Source organism: Arenibacter algicola (assembly GCF_018860365.1).
GTDB lineage: Bacteria > Bacteroidota > Bacteroidia > Flavobacteriales > Flavobacteriaceae > Arenibacter > Arenibacter algicola_B.
On sequence record NZ_JAHKPO010000006.1, the window covers coordinates 45137 to 68118 of the forward strand.

At 39.1% G+C, this 22982-nt stretch carries 20 protein-coding genes and 1 pseudogene; 11 read left to right on the forward strand and 10 right to left on the reverse strand.

From position 1 onward, the window contains the following. Nucleotides 1–350 precede the first annotated feature (350 nt). The gene (locus tag KO529_RS06840; protein WP_215947180.1) at nt 351–1361 is read right to left on the reverse strand and encodes a 3-oxoacyl-ACP synthase III family protein; all 1011 of its coding nucleotides are present in this window, start codon (nt 1359–1361) and stop codon (nt 351–353) included. 273 nt (nt 1362–1634) lie between these two features. Here KO529_RS06840 and htpG point away from each other — a divergent pair, with 273 nt between their 5' ends. From htpG to KO529_RS06855, 3 genes are all read left to right on the forward strand, one after another. After that, nucleotides 1635–3521 carry a molecular chaperone HtpG gene (gene htpG, locus KO529_RS06845; protein ID WP_215947181.1) on the forward strand — a complete coding sequence of 629 codons (1887 nt, stop codon included), beginning with the start codon at nt 1635–1637 and terminating at the stop codon, nt 3519–3521. 75 nt (nt 3522–3596) lie between these two features. Then, complete coding sequence (locus tag KO529_RS06850) at nt 3597–3956, forward strand: DoxX family protein (RefSeq protein WP_215947182.1); 360 nt, start codon at nt 3597–3599, stop codon at nt 3954–3956. Between the two features lie 134 nt (nt 3957–4090). Continuing rightward, entirely contained in the window at nt 4091–4723 is a 633-nt protein-coding gene (locus KO529_RS06855; protein WP_215947183.1) for an MOSC domain-containing protein, read from the forward strand. A 67-nt stretch (nt 4724–4790) separates the two neighbouring features. On the opposite strand, the gene KO529_RS06860 is transcribed toward KO529_RS06855, so the two are convergent. Beyond that, entirely contained in the window at nt 4791–5378 is a 588-nt protein-coding gene (locus KO529_RS06860; RefSeq protein ID WP_215947184.1) for a hypothetical protein, read from the reverse strand. 219 nt (nt 5379–5597) lie between these two features. Between KO529_RS06860 and KO529_RS06865 the strand changes: the two genes are divergently transcribed. Both KO529_RS06865 and KO529_RS06870 read left to right on the forward strand, forming a co-directional pair. After that, a complete protein-coding gene (locus KO529_RS06865) occupies nt 5598–6470 on the forward strand; it encodes an AraC family transcriptional regulator (protein WP_215947185.1) in 873 nt (290 codons plus the stop codon). Then, nucleotides 6467–7066 (forward strand): alpha-ketoglutarate-dependent dioxygenase AlkB family protein, encoded by a 600-nt coding sequence (locus KO529_RS06870; RefSeq protein ID WP_215947186.1) that lies wholly within the window; start codon nt 6467–6469, stop codon nt 7064–7066. Before KO529_RS06865 ends, KO529_RS06870 begins: the two co-directional genes overlap by 4 nt. A gap of 307 nt (nt 7067–7373) precedes the next feature. Here KO529_RS06870 and KO529_RS06875 read toward each other — a convergent pair whose 3' ends face one another. Continuing rightward, nucleotides 7374–8147, reverse strand: coding sequence for a S1/P1 nuclease (locus KO529_RS06875; protein ID WP_215947187.1), 774 nt, complete (start codon nt 8145–8147; stop codon nt 7374–7376). Between the two features lie 213 nt (nt 8148–8360). On the opposite strand from KO529_RS06875, the gene KO529_RS06880 reads away from it, so the two are divergent. From KO529_RS06880 to KO529_RS06905, 6 genes are all read left to right on the forward strand, one after another. Beyond that, on the forward strand, nt 8361–10619 hold the full coding sequence (locus tag KO529_RS06880; RefSeq protein ID WP_215947188.1) for a penicillin-binding protein 1A: 2259 nt from the start codon (nt 8361–8363) through the stop codon (nt 10617–10619). Nucleotides 10620–10713: 94 nt separating this feature from the next. Further along, nucleotides 10714–11571, forward strand: a complete 858-nt coding sequence (locus KO529_RS06885; protein WP_215947189.1) for an SPFH domain-containing protein — start codon at nt 10714–10716, stop codon at nt 11569–11571. Between the two features lie 267 nt (nt 11572–11838). Further along, on the forward strand, nt 11839–12003 hold the full coding sequence (locus KO529_RS06890; protein ID WP_215947190.1) for an Arc family DNA-binding protein: 165 nt from the start codon (nt 11839–11841) through the stop codon (nt 12001–12003). A 122-nt stretch (nt 12004–12125) separates the two neighbouring features. Next, on the forward strand, nt 12126–12929 hold the full coding sequence (locus tag KO529_RS06895) for a Cof-type HAD-IIB family hydrolase (protein ID WP_215947191.1): 804 nt from the start codon (nt 12126–12128) through the stop codon (nt 12927–12929). A gap of 44 nt (nt 12930–12973) precedes the next feature. Continuing rightward, nucleotides 12974–14236 carry a DUF819 family protein gene (locus KO529_RS06900; protein WP_215947192.1) on the forward strand — a complete coding sequence of 421 codons (1263 nt, stop codon included), beginning with the start codon at nt 12974–12976 and terminating at the stop codon, nt 14234–14236. A gap of 44 nt (nt 14237–14280) precedes the next feature. Beyond that, the gene (locus tag KO529_RS06905) at nt 14281–14997 is read left to right on the forward strand and encodes a DUF4369 domain-containing protein (RefSeq protein ID WP_215947193.1); all 717 of its coding nucleotides are present in this window, start codon (nt 14281–14283) and stop codon (nt 14995–14997) included. 53 nt (nt 14998–15050) lie between these two features. Here KO529_RS06905 and KO529_RS06910 read toward each other — a convergent pair whose 3' ends face one another. From KO529_RS06910 to KO529_RS23600, 7 genes and pseudogenes are all read right to left on the reverse strand, one after another. Beyond that, nucleotides 15051–15320 (reverse strand): hypothetical protein, encoded by a 270-nt coding sequence (locus KO529_RS06910; RefSeq protein WP_031444811.1) that lies wholly within the window; start codon nt 15318–15320, stop codon nt 15051–15053. A gap of 31 nt (nt 15321–15351) precedes the next feature. Beyond that, a complete protein-coding gene (locus KO529_RS06915) occupies nt 15352–16320 on the reverse strand; it encodes a type I phosphomannose isomerase catalytic subunit (RefSeq protein WP_215947194.1) in 969 nt (322 codons plus the stop codon). A gap of 106 nt (nt 16321–16426) precedes the next feature. Then, nucleotides 16427–16834 carry a 6-pyruvoyl trahydropterin synthase family protein gene (locus tag KO529_RS06920; protein WP_215947195.1) on the reverse strand — a complete coding sequence of 136 codons (408 nt, stop codon included), beginning with the start codon at nt 16832–16834 and terminating at the stop codon, nt 16427–16429. Continuing rightward, nucleotides 16831–17364 (reverse strand): isopentenyl-diphosphate Delta-isomerase, encoded by a 534-nt coding sequence (idi, locus tag KO529_RS06925; protein WP_215947201.1) that lies wholly within the window; start codon nt 17362–17364, stop codon nt 16831–16833. The genes KO529_RS06920 and idi overlap by 4 nt, the downstream gene beginning before the upstream one ends. Nucleotides 17365–17761: 397 nt before the next feature. Next, nucleotides 17762–18730 (reverse strand): PorP/SprF family type IX secretion system membrane protein, encoded by a 969-nt coding sequence (locus KO529_RS06930; RefSeq protein WP_215947196.1) that lies wholly within the window; start codon nt 18728–18730, stop codon nt 17762–17764. 3 nt (nt 18731–18733) lie between these two features. Continuing rightward, the gene (locus tag KO529_RS06935; RefSeq protein ID WP_215947197.1) at nt 18734–20758 is read right to left on the reverse strand and encodes a gliding motility-associated C-terminal domain-containing protein; all 2025 of its coding nucleotides are present in this window, start codon (nt 20756–20758) and stop codon (nt 18734–18736) included. A gap of 34 nt (nt 20759–20792) precedes the next feature. Then, nucleotides 20793–22982 (reverse strand): annotated as a pseudogene (locus KO529_RS23600) (hypothetical protein); the annotation flags it as partial.

Sequence of the window (22982 nt, forward strand, 5' to 3'; positions counted from 1 at the left end):
AAACTTGTGAGAGGTTTATTTTGATAATATAATTATTAACCTTTATTTTGTCCCAGGCATAGTTCCCCCAGTCCTATAGCCGCAACGCAATTAAAATTTATTGGCTTATTCCCTATAAGGAACGGCACCCAAATATTGGTGTTAACACTCTGCTATTTTGAAGTTAAAGTGTGTTAATACTTGTAAGCAGGTAATAGAATATTCGTACTTTAAGGTGTATATAAAGAAATTGGTCATTGATAACGCTATATATTTATAGTTAATGGTTAGTGTTTAGTATAGTCTATCAATGAAAGAAACCCGGAACATTTGTTCCGGGTTTTATTTTTTATATCATAATTCTTAGTCCCTTACCACCTTATTATGGCGCTGCCCCAAGTAAATCCACTACCAAAGGCGGCGAGCACCACCAAATCTCCAGACTTAATTTTTCCCTGCTCCCAAGCTTCGGTCAATGCAATAGGTATAGAGGCTGCAGTTGTATTACCGTATTTCATAATATTATTGAACACCTGGTCATCCCCTAGGCCAAACTTATTTTGTATATACTGGGATATCCTTAGATTCGCTTGATGGGGCACCAACATATCTATATCCTTAGCTTCCAAATTATTAGCTTTTAGCCCTTCTATGATTACTTCACTAAACCGGACCACGGCGTTCTTAAAAACAAACGGACCGTTCATATGGGGCAAATAAGATTCATCGTTGGGATCATTATCTTCCAAAATATCATTGACCCAACGCTTTCCCATCCCTGGCGCTATAAGGGACAATTCCTCAGCATGCTGTCCTTCGGAATGCAAATGGGTGGAAAGAATACCCTTTTGGTTATCTTCCTCCCTACTTACGATAGCAGCTCCTGCCCCATCGCCAAAAATCACTGAAACTCCCCTACCCCTGGTAGTCATATCGAGTCCGTGGGAATGAAGTTCGGATCCTATCACCAGAACATTTTTGTACATCCCCGTTTTTATATATTGATCTGCGACGGACAATGCATAAACAAATCCCGAGCATTGATTACGTACATCCAAGGCACCAACTGTCTTTATGTCCAAATCCCGTTGCACCAAGACCCCGGGACCAGGAAAATAATAATCAGGACTTAGTGTGGCAAAGACGATAAAGTCTATATCATTTTTATCTATTCCAGAGCGTTCTATAGCAATCTTTGCTGCTTTAACGCCCATAGTGGTAGTGGTGTCCCCATCACCTTTTATAACGTGTCGTCTTTCCTGAATACCAGTACGCTCCTGAATCCAAGCATCATTGGTGTCCATTATTTTTGACAAATCATCGTTGGTAACCACATTTTTAGGTACATAGTAACCTAGACCAATTATTTTTGAATTGAACATCTATTGGAAAATTAAGTTTTTGGGAAGCCGTTGCCCCCTTCTTTTTCTATTACAAAATCTAAAATATGAGAAATAAATTTAGTTACACCCAATTTAAATAAAAATATATACGAATATGATGATTTTGGTCATACGGCCATAAAGGGAATTTTAATAAGCACAATGACATTAGTATCATTTTAAACCCACTAAAAAATGTCAGTTTGTCACCTCTACCAACAATGGTATTTTTTTTGACAGTGTTAATTCGTTAAACTTAAAAAAAATAGAAGTATGGCCACAGGCAAGATCAATGTTTCCGTAGAGAACATATTTCCGCTCATAAAAAAATTCCTATACAGCGACCATGAAATATTTTTACGGGAGCTCATTTCGAACGCAACAGATGCAACTTTAAAATTAAAGCACCTTACTACTATAGGGGAAGCCAAGGTAGAATATGGAAATCCACTTATTGAGGTAAAGATCGATAAGGAAGGAAAGAAAATACATATTATTGATGAAGGTGTAGGTATGACCGAGGAGGAAGTACAGAAATACATCAATGAAATTGCGTTTTCAGGGGCTGAAGAATTCTTGGACAAATACAAGGATTCTGCCAAAGACTCAGGTATAATTGGTCATTTTGGACTAGGATTCTATTCTGCGTTCATGGTGGCATCCAAAGTAGAAATTATCACCAAGAGCTATAAAGACGAACCTGCAGCACATTGGACCTGTGATGGATCGCCCAATTTCACCCTTAAAAAGGCTAAGAAAACTACCCGTGGTACGGAAATAATCCTTCACATTGCAGATGATTCCACAGAATTTTTGGAAGAAGGTAAAATTGGCACCTTACTTAGAAAGTATAACAAGTTTATGCCTATCCCCATTAAGTTCGGGACTACAACGGAGACCCTTCCCAAACCGGAAGGAGCTAAAGAAGAAGATCCTGCACCTACAAAGGAGGTAGACAACATAATCAACAATCCCAATCCGGCTTGGACCAAACAGCCAACGGAATTAACGGATGAGGATTATAAGGGGTTCTACAGGGAACTCTACCCAATGCAATTTGAAGAGCCTTTGTTCCATATCCACCTAAACGTAGATTATCCTTTTAATCTGACAGGGATTTTGTATTTCCCAAAATTGACCAATGATTTAAATACCCAAAAGGATAGGATTCAATTATACCAAAACCAGGTTTTTGTCACTGACAACGTGGAAGGAATTGTCCCTGAGTTTTTAACCATGCTGAGAGGGGTTATAGATTCTCCGGATATTCCGTTGAACGTTAGTAGATCTTACTTACAGGCCGATGGAGCGGTCAAGAAAATATCGACCTATATCACCCGTAAAGTTGCCGATAAACTAAGCTCCTTATTTAAAAATAATAGAGAAGATTTTGAAGCAAAATGGAACGATATCAAAATCGTTATAGAATACGGAATGCTTTCCGAGGACAAATTCTTTGAGAAAGCGGATAAGTTTGCATTATATCCTACAGTAGACGGAGCATATTATACATTTGAGGAACTACAGGAGAAACTAAAAGCCAACCAAACGGACAAGGACGATAAATTGGTAATACTTTATGCCTCCAACAAGGAAGAACAACACAGTTATATAGAGGCTGCCAAGGCCAAGGGATTTGAGGTTTTATTGTTAGATTCCCCTATAGTATCCCACTTAATGCAAAAACTGGAAACTTCCAAGGAGAAAATTTCCTTTGCCAGGGTAGACGCTGATCATTTGGACAATCTCATCAAAAAAGAGGACACCCAAATCTCCAAGCTGTCCGACGAGGAAAAAGAGACCTTAAAAACCGATATCGAGACTGCCATCAACAACAAAAGCTATACCATTCAATTGGAAGCTATGGATAGTAGCTCTTCTCCGTTCATTATTACAGAACCGGAGTTTATGCGACGTATGAAAGAAATGCAGCAAACCGGCGGTGGTGGAATGTTCGGCATGGGAAACATGCCGGAAATGTACAATTTAGTGGTGAACACCAACCATGAATTGGTTTCTGAAATATTAAACACAAAAACGGCCAAAAAGAAAGAGCGACTTATTAACCAGTCCCTCGATCTGGCACGTTTATCCAAAGGATTGTTGAAAGGTGAAGAACTTACCAAGTTCATTAAGAGAAGTTATGAAATGGTGAAATAATCATTTTTTAATGATAATTATAAGAAGCTGAATTGCCTTGTGCAATTCAGCTTCTTTTATTTATACCTTTAGCAAATGGACTACCCTTGGCACCTCTATCTTTTGGCATCTATTTATGTATTGGCAGGTATAATGCATTTTATTGTTCCAAAAGTCTATTTGCGCATAATGCCCAGATACTTGCCCAATCATAAGCTATTGGTATCCCTAAGTGGCCTGGCTGAAATTCTTTTGGGTCTGGGACTGTGCTTCCCTGCTACTAAAAATAGCTCTATCATCGGCATCATTTTAATGCTTACCGTATTTCTATTGGTTCACTTCTATATGCTAAAGGGCGAAAAAGAATCGGCAGGAATCCCAAAATGGATCCTAATTCTAAGAATCCCCCTTCAATTTGTGCTTATGTACTGGGCCTATTCCTATTTTGGAATATAGTGTACCAAGGCAAAAATCCTCTTGCACAAAACCTCTTTGGAACAAAAATTTGAACATAATAGGAATAAGGCAAATGCCCAAATAAAGTAAAACCATCTTAATATTAATTTACAGTGGTTTTCTATCTTTATCATATGAAAGTTATCTCCACAAATATTGGAAAAGCTACCACCTTTCTATGGAATGGAAGGGAGGAGCAAACAGGGATATTTAAATATCCAACGGACGAACCTCTTTTTCTAAGTAAAATGGATGTTCTAAAGGATACCGTTATAGATAGGGTACACCATGCCGGATTCAATAAAGCCTGCTACCTTTTTGCATCAGGCCACTACCCGTATTGGAAAGGGTTATATCCGGATTTGGAATGGGATTGGGGAATGTTCGGAGAAAATCTTACCGTAGAAGGCTTGGATGAATCCCAAATGAGAATCGGTGACATTTATAGTATTGGAAGGGCCTTAGTACAGGTCTCACAGCCTAGGGAACCCTGTTATAAGTTGGGAGTTCGCTTTGGCAATGCCAAAATATTAAAGGAATTTATAGATTATGGCTATTCCGGAACCTACGTTCGTATATTGGAGGAAGGCCAAGTAAAAACAGGAGATAAGATTATATTGCTGAAAAAATCCGAAAACACTCTGACAGTAAAAGAATGCTTTCAAATTATTCTTGCAAAGGAAAAAGACCCCATAATTCTTCAAAAAGCGATCAATAACCCTTCGCTACCTGAGTATAAAAGAGATCGACTTAAAAAATACGTATAGCAGAAAAGTAAAATAGGGACCGATTGGCCCCTATTTTTTACTTTAATGATATTTACTTTTTCATAAATTAATTCACCGAAATGGTTTCGTAATAAGTTTTGGTACCTTCACTAACAGATACTGTATACTCATCTTTTACAGCATTGGTAAAGTTGAAAACCTTTCCTACAACCAATTCTTTATCAAATTTTTGAGTGAAGACAACCCTGTTGGAACTGTCTACAACATTAATAACTACAGGACTTAGCTTTTGGTTCAAGTAGTTTAAATAAAGAACATCACCGTTTTTTCTAAAGAATGGTTTTGTAATCTCATCACGTGCTATAACATTTACTTCAGAATCCTCTACACTTATGGTAAACTCTACAGTCCTGGTAAGGCTTTCCATCTTTAAAAAATAAAGACCTTCCTCTAATTTCGATAAGTCGAACTTTTTGGTATAATCTTCGTCTTCCTTAATATTCTCCATGAATATTTGATGCTTCTCCGTATCGGTCAAAGTCAATGTAGAAGATTCAGTTTGCTTATTTAATTTAAGAACCAATCTTTTTGCTTCTTTAACTGTTGTCAAGTACATTCCTGGGTCGTTGGCCATAGCTATAGTACTACTAAGTAATAAGGCTGCCACTGCTGTTAATTTTAAAACTGCTTTCATAACATTTAGGATTTAATATTAATAAATCATTTATATGGCAAATGTAGACCAGGTATTCCCTTCCCACTACTCCAGAATTCTCCAGTTTCTATTCTATTTTACCATAGCTGTATATTAAATAATTGTTAAGAGGTTAATTTTAGACACATTTAGGTTAATTTTGCACAGAATTGTCCAAAATAGCTGTATTACCTTTACTTAACCTAATGAAATTAACTTATGATACCTAAACCTACATTTGAGGCCATAGAACCTGATTTCGGTCATTCTTACACCTATCAACAGTATGATGAACACAACCCTAATAAAATTGGGGTATGGCACTATCACCCTGAAATTGAACTGGTTTATGTCAATGGGGGTTCTGGAAAGCGACAAATTGGAAGCCACGTTTCCTATTATACCGATGGAGATTTAATCCTAATTGGATCCAACCTGCCCCATTGTGGCTTCACTGATGTACTTACAGGCAATAAAAACGAAAGCGTGGTACAAATGAAACAGGATTTTTTAGGGAACGATTTTTTCAATATCCCCGAAATGAAAAAAATTCAAAGCCTTTTTCAAATTGCTAAAGGAGGGGTTGCCTTTACTGGTAGTACGAAGAAAAAAATTGGTGAAAAAATTGAAATCATGGAATATCAGACCGATTTTCAACGTCTTCTCTCCATTCTGAATATTTTAAATGAGTTGGGGAATTCCAAGGAATATCAGGTATTGAACGCACAGGGTTTTTCACTTCAAACGGAAGTAAAGGACAATGACAGGATAAACATTGTTTTCAATTACGTAAAAACAAACTTTAAGGAGGAAATAACCCTAGAAGAGATTTCTGATTTGGTGAGTATGACAGTACCGTCGTTCTGCAGATACTTTAAAAAAATAACAAATAAGACCTTCGTACAGTTTGTTAATGAGTGTAGATTGGTACATGCCTCAAAATTATTGGCAGAAAAACCCATTAGTATAACAGAGGTATGTTTTGAAAGTGGATTCAACAATTTCTCACATTTCAACAAGTCCTTTAAAGCTTTTACCGGTCAGAATCCGTCAGAATATAGAAACGAGCTGAAAAGTGTACTTCAATCGTGAACCCTTTATGTACGAAAAAAATAGAGCTACAACTCCCAGATAGTGACATAGTTTATTATCCCAATTTTTTAAGCGCAATTGAAGCGGATCATTATTTTAAGGCGCTTAAAGAAACTACCCCTTGGCAGCAGGATGATATTACAGTATTTGGCAAAACATATCCCCAGCCCAGGTTAACCGCCTTATTTGGGGAAAACAGCAAACCCTATTCCTATTCCAATATTACAATGCATCCACATGCATTTACAGCCGAGTTACTGGAATTGAGGAATAAGCTGCAAAGGGAAATTGGCATACACTTTACAAGCTGCCTGTTAAACCTATATAGAGACGGTAAGGATAGTAATGGCTGGCATGCCGATGATGAGAAGGCCTTGGGAAAAAATCCCGCAATTGCATCCATAAGCCTTGGACAAGAACGCTACTTTCACCTAAAACATAAATTGAAAAAAGATTTAAAGCAAAAATTATTATTGGAACACGGGAGTTTACTTCTTATGAAAGGGGAAACCCAGCATTGTTGGTATCACCAAATTCCAAAAACTGCCAAACCAATACAGGAACGCATCAATATTACCTTTAGGGTCATTAAATAAAAAAATCGGTTACGAAAACCGATTTTTTTATGCCTTTGTTATTTCCGTTGGACACTGCCCCTAACCTACCAGGCATTTACGTTAGTCTCCTCACACCCAACTTCAATAACAATAACTCAACTTCTTTGCCAATTAATATAAAAATTGGTCAAAAGTCATGTTTTTTTCGATAATAGGCCCAAGAAAAACAAAATACACCATAAGACATTGATTTTAAGCTACCTATAATTAAATATAACACCATACTATAAGATTAGTTTTGAAAGAAGAAAGGCAAGTTATTTTTAATAAAATTTGCAAAAATTACTTAAGAAAAAAGCTCGTTCAACACCTTGGCCAAGCGTAAACCTCCCTTTTGCAGTTGTTTCTCCAGGGTAGCCCAATATTTATAATCATAGGCATAGCCCAATTTTTCACCTACCTCTACCGAACCATAAAGTTCATTGGCAATATCCTGGGATTCCTCTACCCAGTCATATATATTGCCCTGCTGAATAAATTTAATTTGACCCTTGGTAAGCTCCGGTAAATTATTTGCCAATTCCGAATAGCTCATTCCATAGTCATCTATCATATTGGAGTCCCATAATCTATGGAGATTGGTACCTCTTCCAAACCATTGCAATTGGATATCATTGCCCCCTTTATCCTCCAACCTGCCCACATGCATAGGTTGGTGCAGATCCCCTATCAAATGGATCAACATTTTTAAGTAAAATACTTTATCCTCTTCCGTGCTATTCTTATCCTTAACTATTTCAATACACTTTTCTATTCCTATAATTATATCTCCCGCCTCACTAGGTGGAACCTCTGTGTATTTTTTATCGGATGGGTAATTTACATAATGCCAGGGGCTAAATTTGGAAAAGCTACGATCTGCCTTTATTTCATCTGCATAATTTGAAACCAAAGCCAGACTTTGCCCATTTAAAAGTTTCTTTAAGGCCTTTTTGGTCTTTCCAGACAAATGTTGCTGCGCAACCTCCCCAATGGTTCTGTGTCCGGTCTTGGACCATTCCATATCGTTGCCATAGCTTAGTTGAAAAATAAGTAGGCACAGTACCGTAATTCTTTTCATATTACTATATGTTGTTTGCTTTATCAATACCAAACGTATCAAAAACTAGCTAATATTTAAAAACTGGATAATAACCTTTGAAAAAATTCAAGGAAATTCTATAAATCTAAATCTTGAGGGAGCTCAAAATTAATGAATTGAAGTATAACTAATTGTTAAGAAGTCAATCCTTTTGATTTTTTAATTTAATCTTGCAGTTCTTAATTGTAAAAGATGATGTTGAAGAATATAAAAAATCCCTTTCTAAGGATTGGAATAATTTCTTTACTGGTAATAGGTAGCTCCGTTCTTTTATTGGTCCTGAGTATATATATGGGGGCATGGGGAAAACTTCCCGGCAAGAAGGAACTTTCGGATTTCAAGTACCAAAGAGCTTCCGAAGTCTATTCTGCAGACAGTGTCCTTATAGGTAAGTATTTTCTGTTCGACAGGCAGCCCGTACAATATGAGGATGTACCTAAAAATTTAATAGAGGCCTTGGTGGCTATTGAGGATGAGCGCTTTTATGATCATTCTGGAATAGATTACAAGAGTCTTGTACGCGTGGCCTTCAAGACCATCCTAATGCAGGATCAATCGGCAGGTGGTGGTAGCACCATTAGCCAACAACTTGCCAAGAATTTATATCCCAGGGAAAAATCCGGAAAGTTTAATCTGGCCATATCAAAATTTAAGGAAATGATAATAGCTTCCCGCTTGGAATCCATGTACTCCAAGGAAGAAATTCTGATGCTTTATTTGAACACCGTTTCCTTTGGAGACAACACTTTCGGAATAGAAAGTGCTTCCTTAAAATTCTTCAATAAATCTGCAAAGGAACTTGAGCTGCAAGAAAGCGCTACACTAGTAGGCATGTTAAAGGCAACCTATGGTTATAACCCCCGCGTTTTTCCAAAAAACAGCTTAAACAGGCGTAATTTGGTATTACAATCCATGTATTCCAATGATTTTATATCACAAAAAGAGGCAGATAGCCTTAAACTACTTCCATTACAACTGGATTATCGGGAATACGATTACAATGAGGGCATAGCTCCCTACTTTAGGGAAGAGGTAAGAAAACAAATGCTAAGTTGGGCCAAAGCGCAAAAAGAAAAGGGATTGGAATACAATATTTACACTTCCGGACTTAAAATTTATACCACATTGGATTCCAAAATGCAGTTATTGGCAGAAGAAGCAATGGAGCAACATATGAAAGCACTTCAAAACAGCTTTGAAAAAAGCTATGGTAAGCGCGCGCCCTGGATTAGGGACCAAAAGCTCATTAATAAAATTATACAGAGTTCCGAACCCTATAAAAAATGGAAGAACGCAGGGCTCAACGAGAAGGCAATAATGGACTCGATGAACTTAAAAAAAGAAATACAGTTGAGCAATTGGAATCAGGATGAAATGCGCTCTGCCAGTACCATAGATAGTTTATTGCACTATCTTAAATTCTTAAATACCGGATCTCTATCCATGGATCCAACAACCGGAGCGGTTAAGACTTGGATCGGTGGAATTAATTTTAAACACTACAAATACGATCATATTTCACAGAGCAAGCGTCAAGTAGGCTCTGCATTTAAACCCATTGTCTATACCGCTGCCCTTGAAAATGGCATAACGCCCTGCACCTACTTTTCCGCTCAAGAAGTTGCCTATAAAAATATGGAGGGTTGGTCTCCCAGTAATTCCGGAAAGAAAGATGAGGCCTACCTAAATTATTCCATGGAAGAGGCCCTGAGCAACTCTGTTAATACCGTGGCGGTGAAGGTTTTGGAAAAAACAGGTATTCCCAATGTAATAGGGCAAGCACAGAAAATGGGTATTGAAACCCCATTGCCCTCACTACCTTCATTGGCATTGGGCACTGCCGAGATCAAAATCAATGAATTGGCAGGTGCCTATGCCAGTTTTCTGAACAATGGCAAATCTGTCACCCCATTTTTAATCCACAGAATTACCAACGAAAAGGATTCCATAATTGAGACCTTTAAGCCAGTTGTAGCCGAAAAAAGGGCCTTTTCAGAAGAAACAGGCCAAATTATGTTAGAGATGATGAAGGCCACAGTGAATAGCGGTACTGCTGCCCGTATTCGTTCTACCTATGGAATTAAAAATGACATTGCCGGAAAAACCGGAACAACACAAAACAACAAGGATGCCTGGTTCGTAGCTTTGACCCCTAAGCTACTTAACATAACATGGGTGGGATTGGACAACCATGAAATTGGCTTTAGCAGCACAAGCTTGGGACAGGGCGCCAATGCGGCATTGCCCATTTTTGCGCTTTGGATACAAAAGTTAAATGCTGACAAATCCTTTGACCACATAACCAAAGCCAAATTTCCCTCTCCTAGTTCCGCTGTGATGAACAAACTGGATTGCGACCCGGTAAAAAGGGATGGCTTTTTTAAAAGGCTTTTCAAGAATCCCAAAAAGAAGAAAACCAAAGATTTTAAAACCGGTAATACAAAGACTTAAACGCTCGAGATTTATTTAGTACCAAAGTGTTCATGGTTATTAAATTATTTATATCTTTATGATATCATTTTAATATCATTATAAATCAATCACCATGAAACAAGAAAAAAATATTATCCCTACCAATGGCTATATTATGCTACCTGTATTATTAGGGCTCTTCATATTAGCCATTGTGCTAGTAGTCGGTGGCGTACCGCTGGCGTTACCAATCTTCGTCATATGTATTATATCATTACGTGGGTTTGTTTTGGTAAATCCCAATGGATCCAGGGTGCTACTCCTCTTTGGGAAGTATATGGGTACCATTAAAAAAAATGGCCTTTTCTGGGTCAATCCCTTTTATAACAAAAATAAAATTTCCCTGAGGGCCAGTAATTTTGACAGTGAGCGCCTAAAGGTCAATGATAAGCTTGGAAATCCAATCATGATCAGTACCATTTTGGTATGGAGGGTTACCGATACATATAAGGCTGCCTTTGAAGTGGACGACTATAAGAATTTCGTCCGCGTACAAACAGATGCCGCTGTACGCAAATTGGCCAGCATGTACCCCTATGACAATTTTGCGGATGAGGGCCATACGGAGGATATTACCTTACGATCCAGTGTAAATGAAGTAAGCGAAGCCTTGGAAAAAGAGGTTCAGGAAAGATTGGCCATGGCAGGCATAGAAGTATTGGAAGCCAGAATTGGATATCTGGCCTATGCCCAAGAAATTGCCAATGCCATGTTAAAAAGGCAACAGGCCACGGCAATTGTAGCTGCGAGACATAAAATAGTGGAAGGTGCGGTAAGCATGGTAGAAATGGCGCTGGATCAATTAGGAAAGAAGGAAATAATTGACTTGGACGAGGAACGAAAAGCGGCTATGGTAAGCAATCTTATGGTAGTCCTTTGCTCGGATAAGGATGCATCGCCAATTGTCAATGCCGGGACACTTAACCATTAATCATTGCAAGGTAATATTATACGCCCGTTATGGTCTGGTTTTTATGGTCAACATACCGTTGGCTATCTTTGGCAATAGACCTATGTACCCTTATCTTTGCCGATATATAGGGCAGAACCTTGTTAAAAAAATCGAAGTATAATATTGGATTCCAAGTTTGAAAACGAAGCGAACACCTAGGCCAAGGAATATTGAAAGGTGAAATAAATCTATCAGGACCTTCTTTAAAGTTTTTAAAATAATTTTAAAGTGGTAAAAACTGATCATATGAGTAAAAAGAAAGCTTTTGCATTGCGATTAAATGAAGATATGCTGAAAGCCATTGAGAAATGGGCTTCGGATGAATTTCGTAGTGTAAATGGCCAAATAGAATGGATGTTGATGAAGGAACTAAAAGAGGCCAAACGTGCGCCCAAACAAAAAGAGGAATAATTTTAAACATACTTCAGACAGGTGCAATAAGTACCATTGAAACAACTCCATTACCTATTTTGTACTTAAAACTTATCTTTGCCAACAAATTAATTCCAAAAACCTAAACCCAGTCCCCCAATATGGATTTCAAAATTTTATGTTCCGATTTGGATGGCACTTTATTGACCTTTAAGGATAATGTCTCCGATTTTACAATTTCGGAAATCAAAAGAATAAAGGACCATCTAAGGATTATACTGGTCTCGGCCAGAATGCCGCAGTCCATGACCTATATTCAAAAAAATCTAGGCATAGAAAATGAACCCATTATATGTTACAATGGGGCGTTGGTACTGCACGGTTCAAAAGAATTGTTCTCCACTTATATCAATATGGACCAAATAGCCTCAATATATGACATGGCCAACAAGGTCGGAATTCAGCTGGGCCTATATTCAAAAAGCGAATGGTATGTAGAAATGGACTCTGAGCGCGTACAAAAAGAAATAAAATATACTAAAACCCTTCCCACCTATAGGCATACCCAAGCCACCATTGAGGACTGGAGGGATAGAAAAATTGGAGCCCATAAAATTATGCTGATGGGAAACAAAGAAAATACCGACGGTCTTTTCCCGATACTTCAAAAAAATTTCAACCAAACCCTGAACCTGTATCGTTCCAACGATACCCTGATCGAAATTGCCCCAAAATCGGTTTCCAAATTAACCGCCATTAAACTGTTGCTGGAAGACCATGAAAGTTTAAACGACGTTATTGCCTTTGGTGACAATTACAACGATATGGAAATGCTTCAAAACGTAGGTCGTGGAATAGCGGTAGCCAACGCCCGTGAAGAAGTAAAAGGTATTGCCAGCGATCTTGCCCTGAAAAACTCTGAGGACGGGGTGGCCCATTATATAAAACAGCATATTTTAATTTGATTATATTTGGCGGAACTGAAAAGCCCTATTGAACTAATTTTTATATGAACGAACCAATTATTACCAATGATACCGTTGTATTTGGACTACTTACCCTTTGTTTGGGATTTATATTTTACACCTCTTCCTTAAAAACTGGTTTTTGGAGTAAATTCTACAATATAGTACCTGCCGTTCTAATGTGCTATGTACTGCCTTCCATATTGGCCAGTAGTGGTTTAATATCGGACGAGACCTCCGGTCTCTACTTTATGGCCAGTAGATATTTGTTGCCGGCGGCCTTGATTTTAATGACCTTGAGTATTGATCTTAAAGCTATTGCCAATTTGGGATCAAAAGCCCTGATCATGTTCCTTACCGGTTCGGTAGGAATCATAATAGGTGGGCCATTGGCAATTTTATTAATATCCATATTCTCTCCTGAAACCGTTGGCGGAAACGATTTTGATGCCATTTGGAGAGGTCTTGCCACTATTGCCGGTAGTTGGATCGGTGGGGGAGCCAACCAAGCTGCAATGCTCGAAATTTATCAGTACAATCCGGACAAATATGGCGGAATGGTTTTGGTTGATATAGTGGTCGCCAACGTTTGGATGGCCGTTATTTTGTTGGGCGTAGGAAAAACAAAAAAAATAGACCGTTGGCTTAAGGCGGACACCTCTGCTATTGAAGAACTTAGAATAAAAGTTTCCAAGTTCACCGAAAAAATAACCAGGGTCCCCACATTAAAGGATTATATGATGATGCTGTTTTTTGCCTTTACGGGGGTTGGTATTTCCCATTTTTTTGGGGATTATATCAGTTCATATTTGACCAGCACCTTTGAAAGCGTAAGCGATAATAAAAGTTTTCTATCCTTTTTGGGTTCCAGTTTCTTTTGGATGGTAGTTCTGGCAACCGTAGTGGGGATAGTACTCTCCTTTACCAAGGCAAAGAATTATGAAGGGGCCGGAGCAAGTAAATTAGGCAGTGTATTTATCTATATCTTGGTGGCCACCATAGGTATGAAAATGGATTTGGGCAAGGTTTTTGAAAACCCGGGCCTAATTGCTATAGGGTTTGTGTGGATCACGATTCACGCTGTTTTGCTGATCGTTGTTGCCAAATTGATCAAGGCTCCCTATTTCTTTCTTGCCGTGGGTAGTCAGGCCAACGTAGGAGGTGCAGCCTCTGCCCCTGTGGTAGCTGCGGAGTTTCACCCTTCATTGACCTCGGTCGGTGTTTTACTGGCCGTTTTTGGCTATGTGGTAGGTACTGGTGGTGCCATACTTTGTACAATTCTCATGGAAATTGCATCAAAAGTTTAAAATTCAATAAACTTTAATGATATTTGCGCTTCAAAAAAAATAATATGAAGAAAATTTTAATGGTCGCGGTACTGGCAATAATTATTAGCTCTTGTGGGGGCGGCAGTACTGAAAATACCATGACCGTTACCGGAAATGTAAAGGGGCTGAAAAAAGGGACCCTTTATCTGCAACACATTGCGGATACTACCTTGGTCACAGTTGATTCGCTTGTAGTGGATGGGGATGGTAATTTTTCCTTTACCACGGAACTGGAAAGTCCTGAGTTGTTCTACCTATACCTTGATAAAAAGGATAACAATAGCATAAATGACCGAATTACCTTCTTTGGGGAACCTGGAACAATAACCATTAATACCAATTGGAACACCTTCGACCTTAATGCGAAAATTGAGGGGTCTAAAAGTAATGAGAAGCTAAAGGAATATCTGGAAGTAATGTCCAAGTTCAACACTAAGAATTTGGAATACGCAAGGTTGAGTATGGATCCCAATACCCAAAGTGACTCTGTTGCTTTTGATTCACTTCAAGATTTAACCGAAAAAAATGTTAAGAGAGGGTACCTCTACGCCATTAATTTTGCGTTGAACAATGCAGATTCCTATGTAGCACCTTACATTGCTGTAAAGGAAGTTTCAGATGCCAACCTTAAATATTTGGACTCTATAAACAATACGCTCTCTGTTGATGTAGCCAATTCCAAGTACGGTAAGGAATTAAAAGAACATATTGAAAACCTTAGGAAAGAAACTAAAGAATAAAAAAAAGCATCCAATAAATGGATGCTTTTTTTAAATACCTACTAAGGGAAATACTACCCTAATTTATTAAGTTGTTCAATTAAAGAACCTGCTTTGGTTTCCAATTCCGCTTTAACGGATTTTAAATGGGCCGGTCTGTTCTCCACCGACTTCTGGTTTACTTTCGCGATCAACTCGTCAAAGACTTCTATTGCATTATCTATTATTGCATTACCTTCTTTTGAATTTTGCTTATTTCCAGAAGCTTCCACTAAATACACCGCTTCAATAATATCTCCTAAAACGTAATTAATGTCTTTCTTTAAATCTTTTATACTTGCCATTGGTAAATTTTTTTTGCAAAAGTAATCATTTTCAGATAGTAACCTCTAAAAGTTTTGCACTCGTTGTTATTATATTTATTTTTTTGGACTGTGCGGGCACTAAAGTGGTCTCCCCTTTTTTTATGGAAACCGAGCCAAATTCATTAGAAATTGTCGCCTTTCCGCCTACACACATGTATATGGTGAACGAATCCCTTTTTTCAACATCCAATTCCAGATCCTTGGTAAGCTCTAAAATGTTGGTATTGAAATAAGGACAGGAAACCATATTATTTACACTGTCTTTTTTATCGGAATATTTTACTTTAAAATCATCTTTCTTGGTGTAATCTATAGCGTCCAGGGCCAAATCGGTATGCAATTCCCTTAAATTGCCATTTTTATCCTTCCTATTAAAATCGAAGACACGATAGGTAATATCGGAAGTCTGTTGAATCTCTGCCAGCAAAACTCCAGCACCAATAGCATGCATTTTACCAGTATTTATAAAAAAAGTATCCCCTTCCTTTACACTTTCGTAGTTCAACAAATCCAACAGAGTATCCTCTTCAATACTCTTGGCATATTCTTCCTTGGTCACATCCTTGTTAAAACCTACTATTAACTCCGCACCTTTATCTGCATCCATAATATACCACATCTCCGTTTTTCCAAAGGAATTGTGGCGTTTTTTGGCCAATTCATCATTGGGATGCAATTGGATGGACAAATCCTGTTTGGCATCAATAAACTTAATAAGTATTGGGAATTCCTTACCAAATCGTTCAACAACGCTCTTTCCCAATAATTCTTCCGGATATTTGTTGATCAATTCCTGCAAAGAAGTACCAGATAAATCACCATTGGCTACTACTGAAACGTCCCCTTTCACTGTAGAAAGCTCCCAACTTTCCCCTGTAATGTCATTTTCAATGGGTTTTCCCAAAACATCTTTTAATTTGGTACCGCCCCAAAGTCGCTCTTTAAGGATAGGGTTGAATTTTAAAGGGTATAAGTTCATTCTGATTGGTATTAGGTATTTGTATTCTATTTATTAAATTGATTAACCTGCTTAAAAGGAAGTTTCATAATTTTTCACAATTCTGATTGATAATAATAAACCTCAGCTATCCGGAGAAGGTTACATAATTTCTTGGCGTTTCGTATAGTACAACTTCCAACTCGTTTGAAGCTGGAATATGGGGTCTAAGCTGGTTCCAAATATAAACTGCAATATTTTCCGCTGTGGGATTTACCGTCTTAAACCATTCCACCTCCACATTTAGATTTTTATGATCCAGTTGATTTTCAATTTTTTCCCTTATAAGCTCCTTTAAGACTTTCATATCCATGACAAAGCCCGTTTCCTTATCTATTTCTCCTGTAACACTAACTATGAGCTCATAATTATGGCCATGAAAATTGGGGTTATTACATAATCCAAAAACATTATCATTTTTTTCAAAACTCCACTCTGGTCTATACAACCTGTGAGCAGCATTAAAATGAGCTTTTCTACTTACCTTAACTTTCATATTGCCGTATTGTATTGCGAAATATGGTTGTAAAACTTATCGAAAATAATTTTGAACCAGGCTGTGTATTTCTCTGGGGAAGTAAGCATATCCTGTCTAATATCTACAGGTTTCATCCATTTCCAAGACGCAACCTCCTCTGGGTTTATGTGTGGTTCCCCATTGTAGTGCCCTATCATCACATGATCCAATTCATGTTCGGTAAGACCATTGTCAAAAGGAGCTTTATAAATAAACGAGAACAACTCCTTCAATTCCGTCTCAAATCCCATTTCTTCTTTCAATCTTCTCTTCCCTGCCTGAATATTGGATTCTCCCTCCCTCTGATGACTACAACAGGTATTGGTCCACAAAAGCGGGGAATGATACTTATGACCTGCTCTTTGCTGAATCATTGTTTCACCCTTATCATTCATTATAAAAACTGAAAATGCCCTATGGAGCAAAGCTTTTTCATGGGCCTCCATTTTTGGCATCAGACCAATTTGAACATCAAATTCATCAACAAGAATTACATTTTCCTCTTCCATTTTGTAAAAATAAAACCTTTCCCCAATAATAAGGGTTAAGTGCGTCATAAAAATTAAATACTTTAAAGCTGGAGTGTCTTATTGCCTTTTCCCTAAAGAAAGGTTGAAAGAGATAGATTCTACCACGAACATTATCCAAATAATTTCATTTTAGGATGTAATGAAAATTGGCATAAATCTTTAGACACGGGCAGCGGACGGTTTCCGTATGTGAATATAACTTTCAGACTAAGCTTACGAGGCAAGTGGTCAAAATAATTCTTAAACCCTCAAGGTCAACCAAGAAGCATTGAATTTAAGACAGCTTTAAAAAGTAGGTGTTGGTTAGTTCATCATATTTCAATAAACCTATGGCTTATGAAATACGGATATCACTTATGAAATTTCTGATAGGCTTTTAGAAGAATCTAGGCGATTTTAAATTGCCTAGCTCCTTGATGAAGTCGTACCGTAAAATAATCTCAAAGGATCCATCATTAAAGGTAGCTTGTCCCAACTCGGTTGTTTCTTTATCATAAGCCATTCCAATTAGAAAAGAATTAGAGATATTGAAACCTACCATGGCACTTAATGCCGCATCCCAGCGATATGCCGCTCCAACAATAAATTTGTCGTTGAGCATAAAATTGGCAGAAACATCTACTTGCACAGGTGCACCTTGAACTATTTTGGTTAAAAGGGCCGGTTTAAATTTTAAATTGGTATTCAGATCGAACACATATCCGGTTATCAAATATAAATTCATCTGTTCCTTTGCTGTAGACAAAGCTTCTCCATCAAAATGTGTCGTCTGTAAAAATCGAGGTACTGACAAGCCTGCATAGAATTTCTCGTTGTGATAATATACTCCAGCACCTATGTTGGGCGAAAATTTATTATCAATATCCTGTTGTAAAGTAGGATCTGGCCCACCTGGGTTGGTATAATCTTGATTAAGTTCTGAAAAACGTATGTCCAACATATGGGCACTGGCCTTTAAACCAAAACTTAATCTTCCTTCTTGGGAAGTATATACGGTGTATGAAAAATCTCCATCAAAATAAGTTTCTGAAGTAGGGCCAATTTTATCGTTTACAATTGACATGCCCAAACCTACTCCCCTGTAGCCTATAGGTGAGTGTAAATTTAGTGTCTGGGTAGTAGGGGCTCCATCCAAACCCACCCATTGGGACCTATGTAATGCTGCAATACTGATATGTCCCCTGGAACCTGCATAAGCAGGGTTTACACTTACCGTATTGTACATATACTGGGTATATTGGGCATCTTGTTGCGATTGTACCGTGTTACTAACCAACATGACTATGGCAAATAAGTACCACAACAGCTGATTGGAATCTAGGATATTTTTTAGAAGATTTGGCATCTTTTATCTGTTTATGTAAATGTATCCAGTAAGGGTCGTCATCTTTCCACCGGCCGATGGACTATAGTCCAAAATGTAGAAATAAGTTCCTACCGGCAATTGATTATCCTTTGCAACGGTCACCCTACCTTCAGAAGTACCGTCGAAATAGTTGGAATCATTATTATAGGCTTTGGTTGCATAAACCAATACTCCCCAACGGTTATAAATTTTGATGGTATTGTTTGGATAATTTTCTATTCCCTTTATGGTCAGAACATCATGAATTCCATCATTATTCGGTGTTATAACGTTAAATACTTCCACTCCATCATCCAATATGATTAAATCTGAATCCAAATAATTAGGAATACCATCCTCATCAAAATCGTCGTTGGCATAATTTCCATCCCCATTTTCATCTTCATCAATAGTAAGAATTCCGTCATCGTCATCATCGGTATCCCTGTAATCAACTTCATCATCCCCATCGGTATTGGGCAGATCATTGTAGGGATCATTTATTTCATCGTTAACATCAATATCAATAGTTGTACTGCCTTCATAACCATCATCCAAACCATCATTATCTTTATCCGAACCAATATAAACTACATCCGGAATACCGTCATGGTCGTGATCATGACCTTCAATACTGTCCGGAACATTATCGTTATCACTATCCTCGTCCAAGTAATCTGGCAAACTATCCCCGTCCGTATCTATTGGGAACAAGCCAAGATTGCCATTGTTTTCATAGGCATCGTCCAGACCATTATTATTGGCATCTACACCACTAGGTTGAATATAACCTTGGGTGGTTTGTGCTTCAACGTTATCTGGAATACCATCATTATCACTATCAATATCCAAGTAATCCGGTATACCATCACCATCGGAATCCGTTGGATCTGTAGACGGATCATTATCACCATCCAAATCAAGATCTTCGAAACTGTCCAAAATTCCATCGTCATCACTATCAATATCAACTATTCCAAGCGGATTCACCAATATATTGACGTTGGCAGTACTACAATTTGATTGATCATCACATATGGTGTACGTAAAAAGATCATTGCCCACATAGCCATTGTTGGGAGTATATGTTACCGTATCGTCCCTAAGATCATTAGGTGTACCATTATTATTTACTACTACATTGCCATTGGATGGACTTGTGGTAGTTATGGTTCCCAGGATAGGGATATCATTGTCGTTCACCAAGATATCTATATCAACAGGCATATTTTCCAAGGTAGCCACAGAATCATCAAAAGCATCAACAATAGGAAGTACGTCCACATTTACAGTGGCTGTACTACAATCTCCCAGGGAATTACAAATGGTATAGGTATATGTACTTGGACCATTGTAATTAGGATTTGGAACAAAAGTTATGATATCATCCGATGGATTATTTGGTGTACCATTATCATCAATAAGAACGTTCCCATTAAATGGATTGGTTGTAGTTAAAATCCCAGTTGTAGGCAAATTGCTATCATTATCAAAAATGGGAACTACCACGGAAGAATCTTCATTAACCGTGATAAAATCGTCCACCAAAACACTGGACTGCTGTAAACAAACCACAGTAAAATTTGGCAGATCAAAGGAGTTCCCTGCCTTGGTTACAGTGGCAGTATAGCGCACTACACTCTGCGTGGCAATCACCGTAGGTCTTAGTTGATCCCCACTAACTGCCGGAGACCAACTTATGGCAGCACTGGCACCCACATTATTGGATATATCCATCGTTACCTCATTATCCGGACTCGTACAATCCGTTACTATAAAATAACCAGTAGCATTTGATCCACACAGGGTCCCGTCATATGTTGCAAAATAAATCCCGGAGGATGTTACCTCGTAAAAAAAATCGGTACCCAAAACCGTAGAAGTATCGGAAGCCTCGTACCATTTGTAATTATGTTCATCGGTACTGTTGGGTGCCTGCAACAAAAATTGCGCATTGGCCCTATTAGCACCAAAGAATATGGTTACAAGGGTAACAAAAAGAAATCTATATATGTGTTTTGGTTTCAAACTCCTGTTGTACCTAGTTGGTTTATTTATTCTATTATTTTACTACAAATACTACGTTGATCAATGAATTGTAATCTGTTGGTGTTGCAATCACATTATAGGTCATTACACCAGATGCATTTATAGTCACACCGCTAAAAACCGCAGGATCAAAATATGTAACATAGTAATATAACTCTGTTGCGGCATAAGTGGGTATTGCTGTTGGTGCTCCGGCACTAGAAACTGCAGGCGTTGCAAACTGAGCCGTATATTGCGAATACAGATCAATTGTCCTACCACTACCTGTTGTTGATGCATCTACTGCAATTGAAGGTGGATAGAAAATTCTAGCAGCCTTAGAAGTAATTGGTGCTATAGCATCTATCACTTCTTTAACCGTAGTTTCTGTTGTAAACCCTTGTGCAACAGATTTGCCAGCATCATCAACGTCAATAGGTACACGTAAAAGAACTTCATCATCATATTGATCATCGGTATTATCCAAATACACCGACAAATCGATAGGTGTTGCTGTTGGATCACCAGTAAGACTCAATATATGGGAAGCCAGACTTAAATCTTGATCATCCGTTGCTGGATCCCCTGCTGGACCAGTTGCTCCCGTTGGACCTTGGGCACCTGTAGCTCCAGTTGGACCCTGAGGACCTGCTGGACCTTGAGGACCTACAGCACCATCTATACCATCAGATCCGGCTGGACCTGCTGGACCTTGGGCACCTGTATCTCCTTTGGCTCCGGTTGGCCCCTGAGCTCCCGTAGGACCTTGCGCTCCCGTGGCTCCTGTATCACCAGTATCTCCTTTAGCACCAGTTGCTCCTGTGTCACCTGTATCTCCTTTGGCACCAGTTGGCCCCTGAGCTCCCGTAGGACCTTGGGCACCTGTGGCTCCTGTGGCTCCTGTGTCACCAGTATCTCCTTTAGCACCAGTTGCTCCTGTGTCACCTGTATCTCCTTTGGCTCCGGTTGGCCCCTGAGCTCCAGTAGGACCTTGGGCTCCAGTAGCTCCTGTAGGACCTTGCGCTCCCGTGGCTCCTGTATCTCCTGTTGGACCCTGGGCACCAGTTGCTCCTGTATCACCAGTATCTCCTTTGGCTCCTGTTGGACCCTGGGCACCGGTTGCTCCTGTGTCACCTGTATCTCCTTTGGCACCAGTTGGTCCCTGAGCTCCCGTAGGACCTTGCGCTCCTGTGGCTCCTGTATCTCCTGTTGGACCCTGGGCACCGGTTGCTCCTGTATCGCCAGTATCTCCTTTGGCACCAGTTGGGCCTTGAGCTCCCGTAGGACCTTGGGCTCCAGTAGCTCCTGTAGGACCTTGCGCTCCCGTGGCTCCGTCACTACCCGGAGGTCCTTGTGGACCTGCCGGACCTTGTGGACCGGTATCAGGATCAATCCAAGAATATATTCCTGAGCCGTCGGTGGAAAGCACTTGTCCGCCTGTTCCTCCCGCCGGTAATTCTATTTCATTATACGGATCATCATCAGCATCACGAATATCAATTGTTGTACTACCTCCTCTTTCCAAGGCTATATTTACTGACTCATTCACACTAACAACTGAACTACTAATTCCCTGATTATCTGTATTTAATAAAGATTTATCTACCCACTCTACTGTACCGGTTGCATCGGTAACCATTACCTTATCGTTACCACCGCTTAGTATATTTTCTGTCTGTACCGCATCGTCCGCCAATTTTGCATTGGTAACCGCATCTGCAGCCAATTCTGTAGTTCCCACGGCCCCGGCAGCTATCTCAAGGGTAACATCACCCAATAAAGCATTTGCATCGCCACCTACCGTTAGGTCGGAGGATGTGATATCACCGTCACCAGTAATCGCTGTACCGTCTACTTCCAATGCTCCGGTGGTCGCGTTCTGTACCAATCCGCTTCCCGCAACGTCAGCGTTGATCTTGGCTGCCGTTACGGCATCATTGGCCAATTCGTTCGCCGTAATACCTCCCGTGGCCACATCCAATGTATACGGACTTACAGTAGTACCCGCTCCTGAACGTATTAAAGTTCCATCGGTCGCGTTTGTTACCTCGTTTCCGATTACACCGTCATTTTCAGTTACCGTTACAGAGCCTAAATCCACTAATGTCCATGATGATGTTAAATCATCCCATTGCATTACTTGGCCATCTGCAGTACCGTCTGCCAACTTTGTTAATGTAACCGCTTTGTCGGCTATATCTCCGGCTACTATTGTTCCATCCAA

Excerpts from the sequence above, each read along its gene's own strand:
- KO529_RS06840 (WP_215947180.1), bottom strand. The coding sequence starts at position 1,361 with ATGTTCAATTCAAAAATAATTGGTCTAGGTTACTATGTACCTAAAAAT.
- htpG (WP_215947181.1), top strand. The coding sequence starts at position 1,635 with ATGGCCACAGGCAAGATCAATGTTTCCGTAGAGAACATATTTCCGCTC.
- KO529_RS06850 (WP_215947182.1), top strand. The coding sequence starts at position 3,597 with ATGGACTACCCTTGGCACCTCTATCTTTTGGCATCTATTTATGTATTG.
- KO529_RS06855 (WP_215947183.1), top strand. The coding sequence starts at position 4,091 with ATGAAAGTTATCTCCACAAATATTGGAAAAGCTACCACCTTTCTATGG.
- KO529_RS06860 (WP_215947184.1), bottom strand. The coding sequence starts at position 5,378 with ATGAAAGCAGTTTTAAAATTAACAGCAGTGGCAGCCTTATTACTTAGT.
- KO529_RS06865 (WP_215947185.1), top strand. The coding sequence starts at position 5,598 with ATGATACCTAAACCTACATTTGAGGCCATAGAACCTGATTTCGGTCAT.
- KO529_RS06875 (WP_215947187.1), bottom strand. The coding sequence starts at position 8,147 with ATGAAAAGAATTACGGTACTGTGCCTACTTATTTTTCAACTAAGCTAT.
- KO529_RS06880 (WP_215947188.1), top strand. The coding sequence starts at position 8,361 with ATGATGTTGAAGAATATAAAAAATCCCTTTCTAAGGATTGGAATAATT.
- KO529_RS06885 (WP_215947189.1), top strand. The coding sequence starts at position 10,714 with ATGAAACAAGAAAAAAATATTATCCCTACCAATGGCTATATTATGCTA.
- KO529_RS06890 (WP_215947190.1), top strand. The coding sequence starts at position 11,839 with ATGAGTAAAAAGAAAGCTTTTGCATTGCGATTAAATGAAGATATGCTG.
- KO529_RS06895 (WP_215947191.1), top strand. The coding sequence starts at position 12,126 with ATGGATTTCAAAATTTTATGTTCCGATTTGGATGGCACTTTATTGACC.
- KO529_RS06900 (WP_215947192.1), top strand. The coding sequence starts at position 12,974 with ATGAACGAACCAATTATTACCAATGATACCGTTGTATTTGGACTACTT.
- KO529_RS06905 (WP_215947193.1), top strand. The coding sequence starts at position 14,281 with ATGAAGAAAATTTTAATGGTCGCGGTACTGGCAATAATTATTAGCTCT.
- KO529_RS06910 (WP_031444811.1), bottom strand. The coding sequence starts at position 15,320 with ATGGCAAGTATAAAAGATTTAAAGAAAGACATTAATTACGTTTTAGGA.
- KO529_RS06915 (WP_215947194.1), bottom strand. The coding sequence starts at position 16,320 with ATGAACTTATACCCTTTAAAATTCAACCCTATCCTTAAAGAGCGACTT.
- KO529_RS06920 (WP_215947195.1), bottom strand. The coding sequence starts at position 16,834 with ATGAAAGTTAAGGTAAGTAGAAAAGCTCATTTTAATGCTGCTCACAGG.
- idi (WP_215947201.1), bottom strand. The coding sequence starts at position 17,364 with ATGGAAGAGGAAAATGTAATTCTTGTTGATGAATTTGATGTTCAAATT.
- KO529_RS06930 (WP_215947196.1), bottom strand. The coding sequence starts at position 18,730 with ATGCCAAATCTTCTAAAAAATATCCTAGATTCCAATCAGCTGTTGTGG.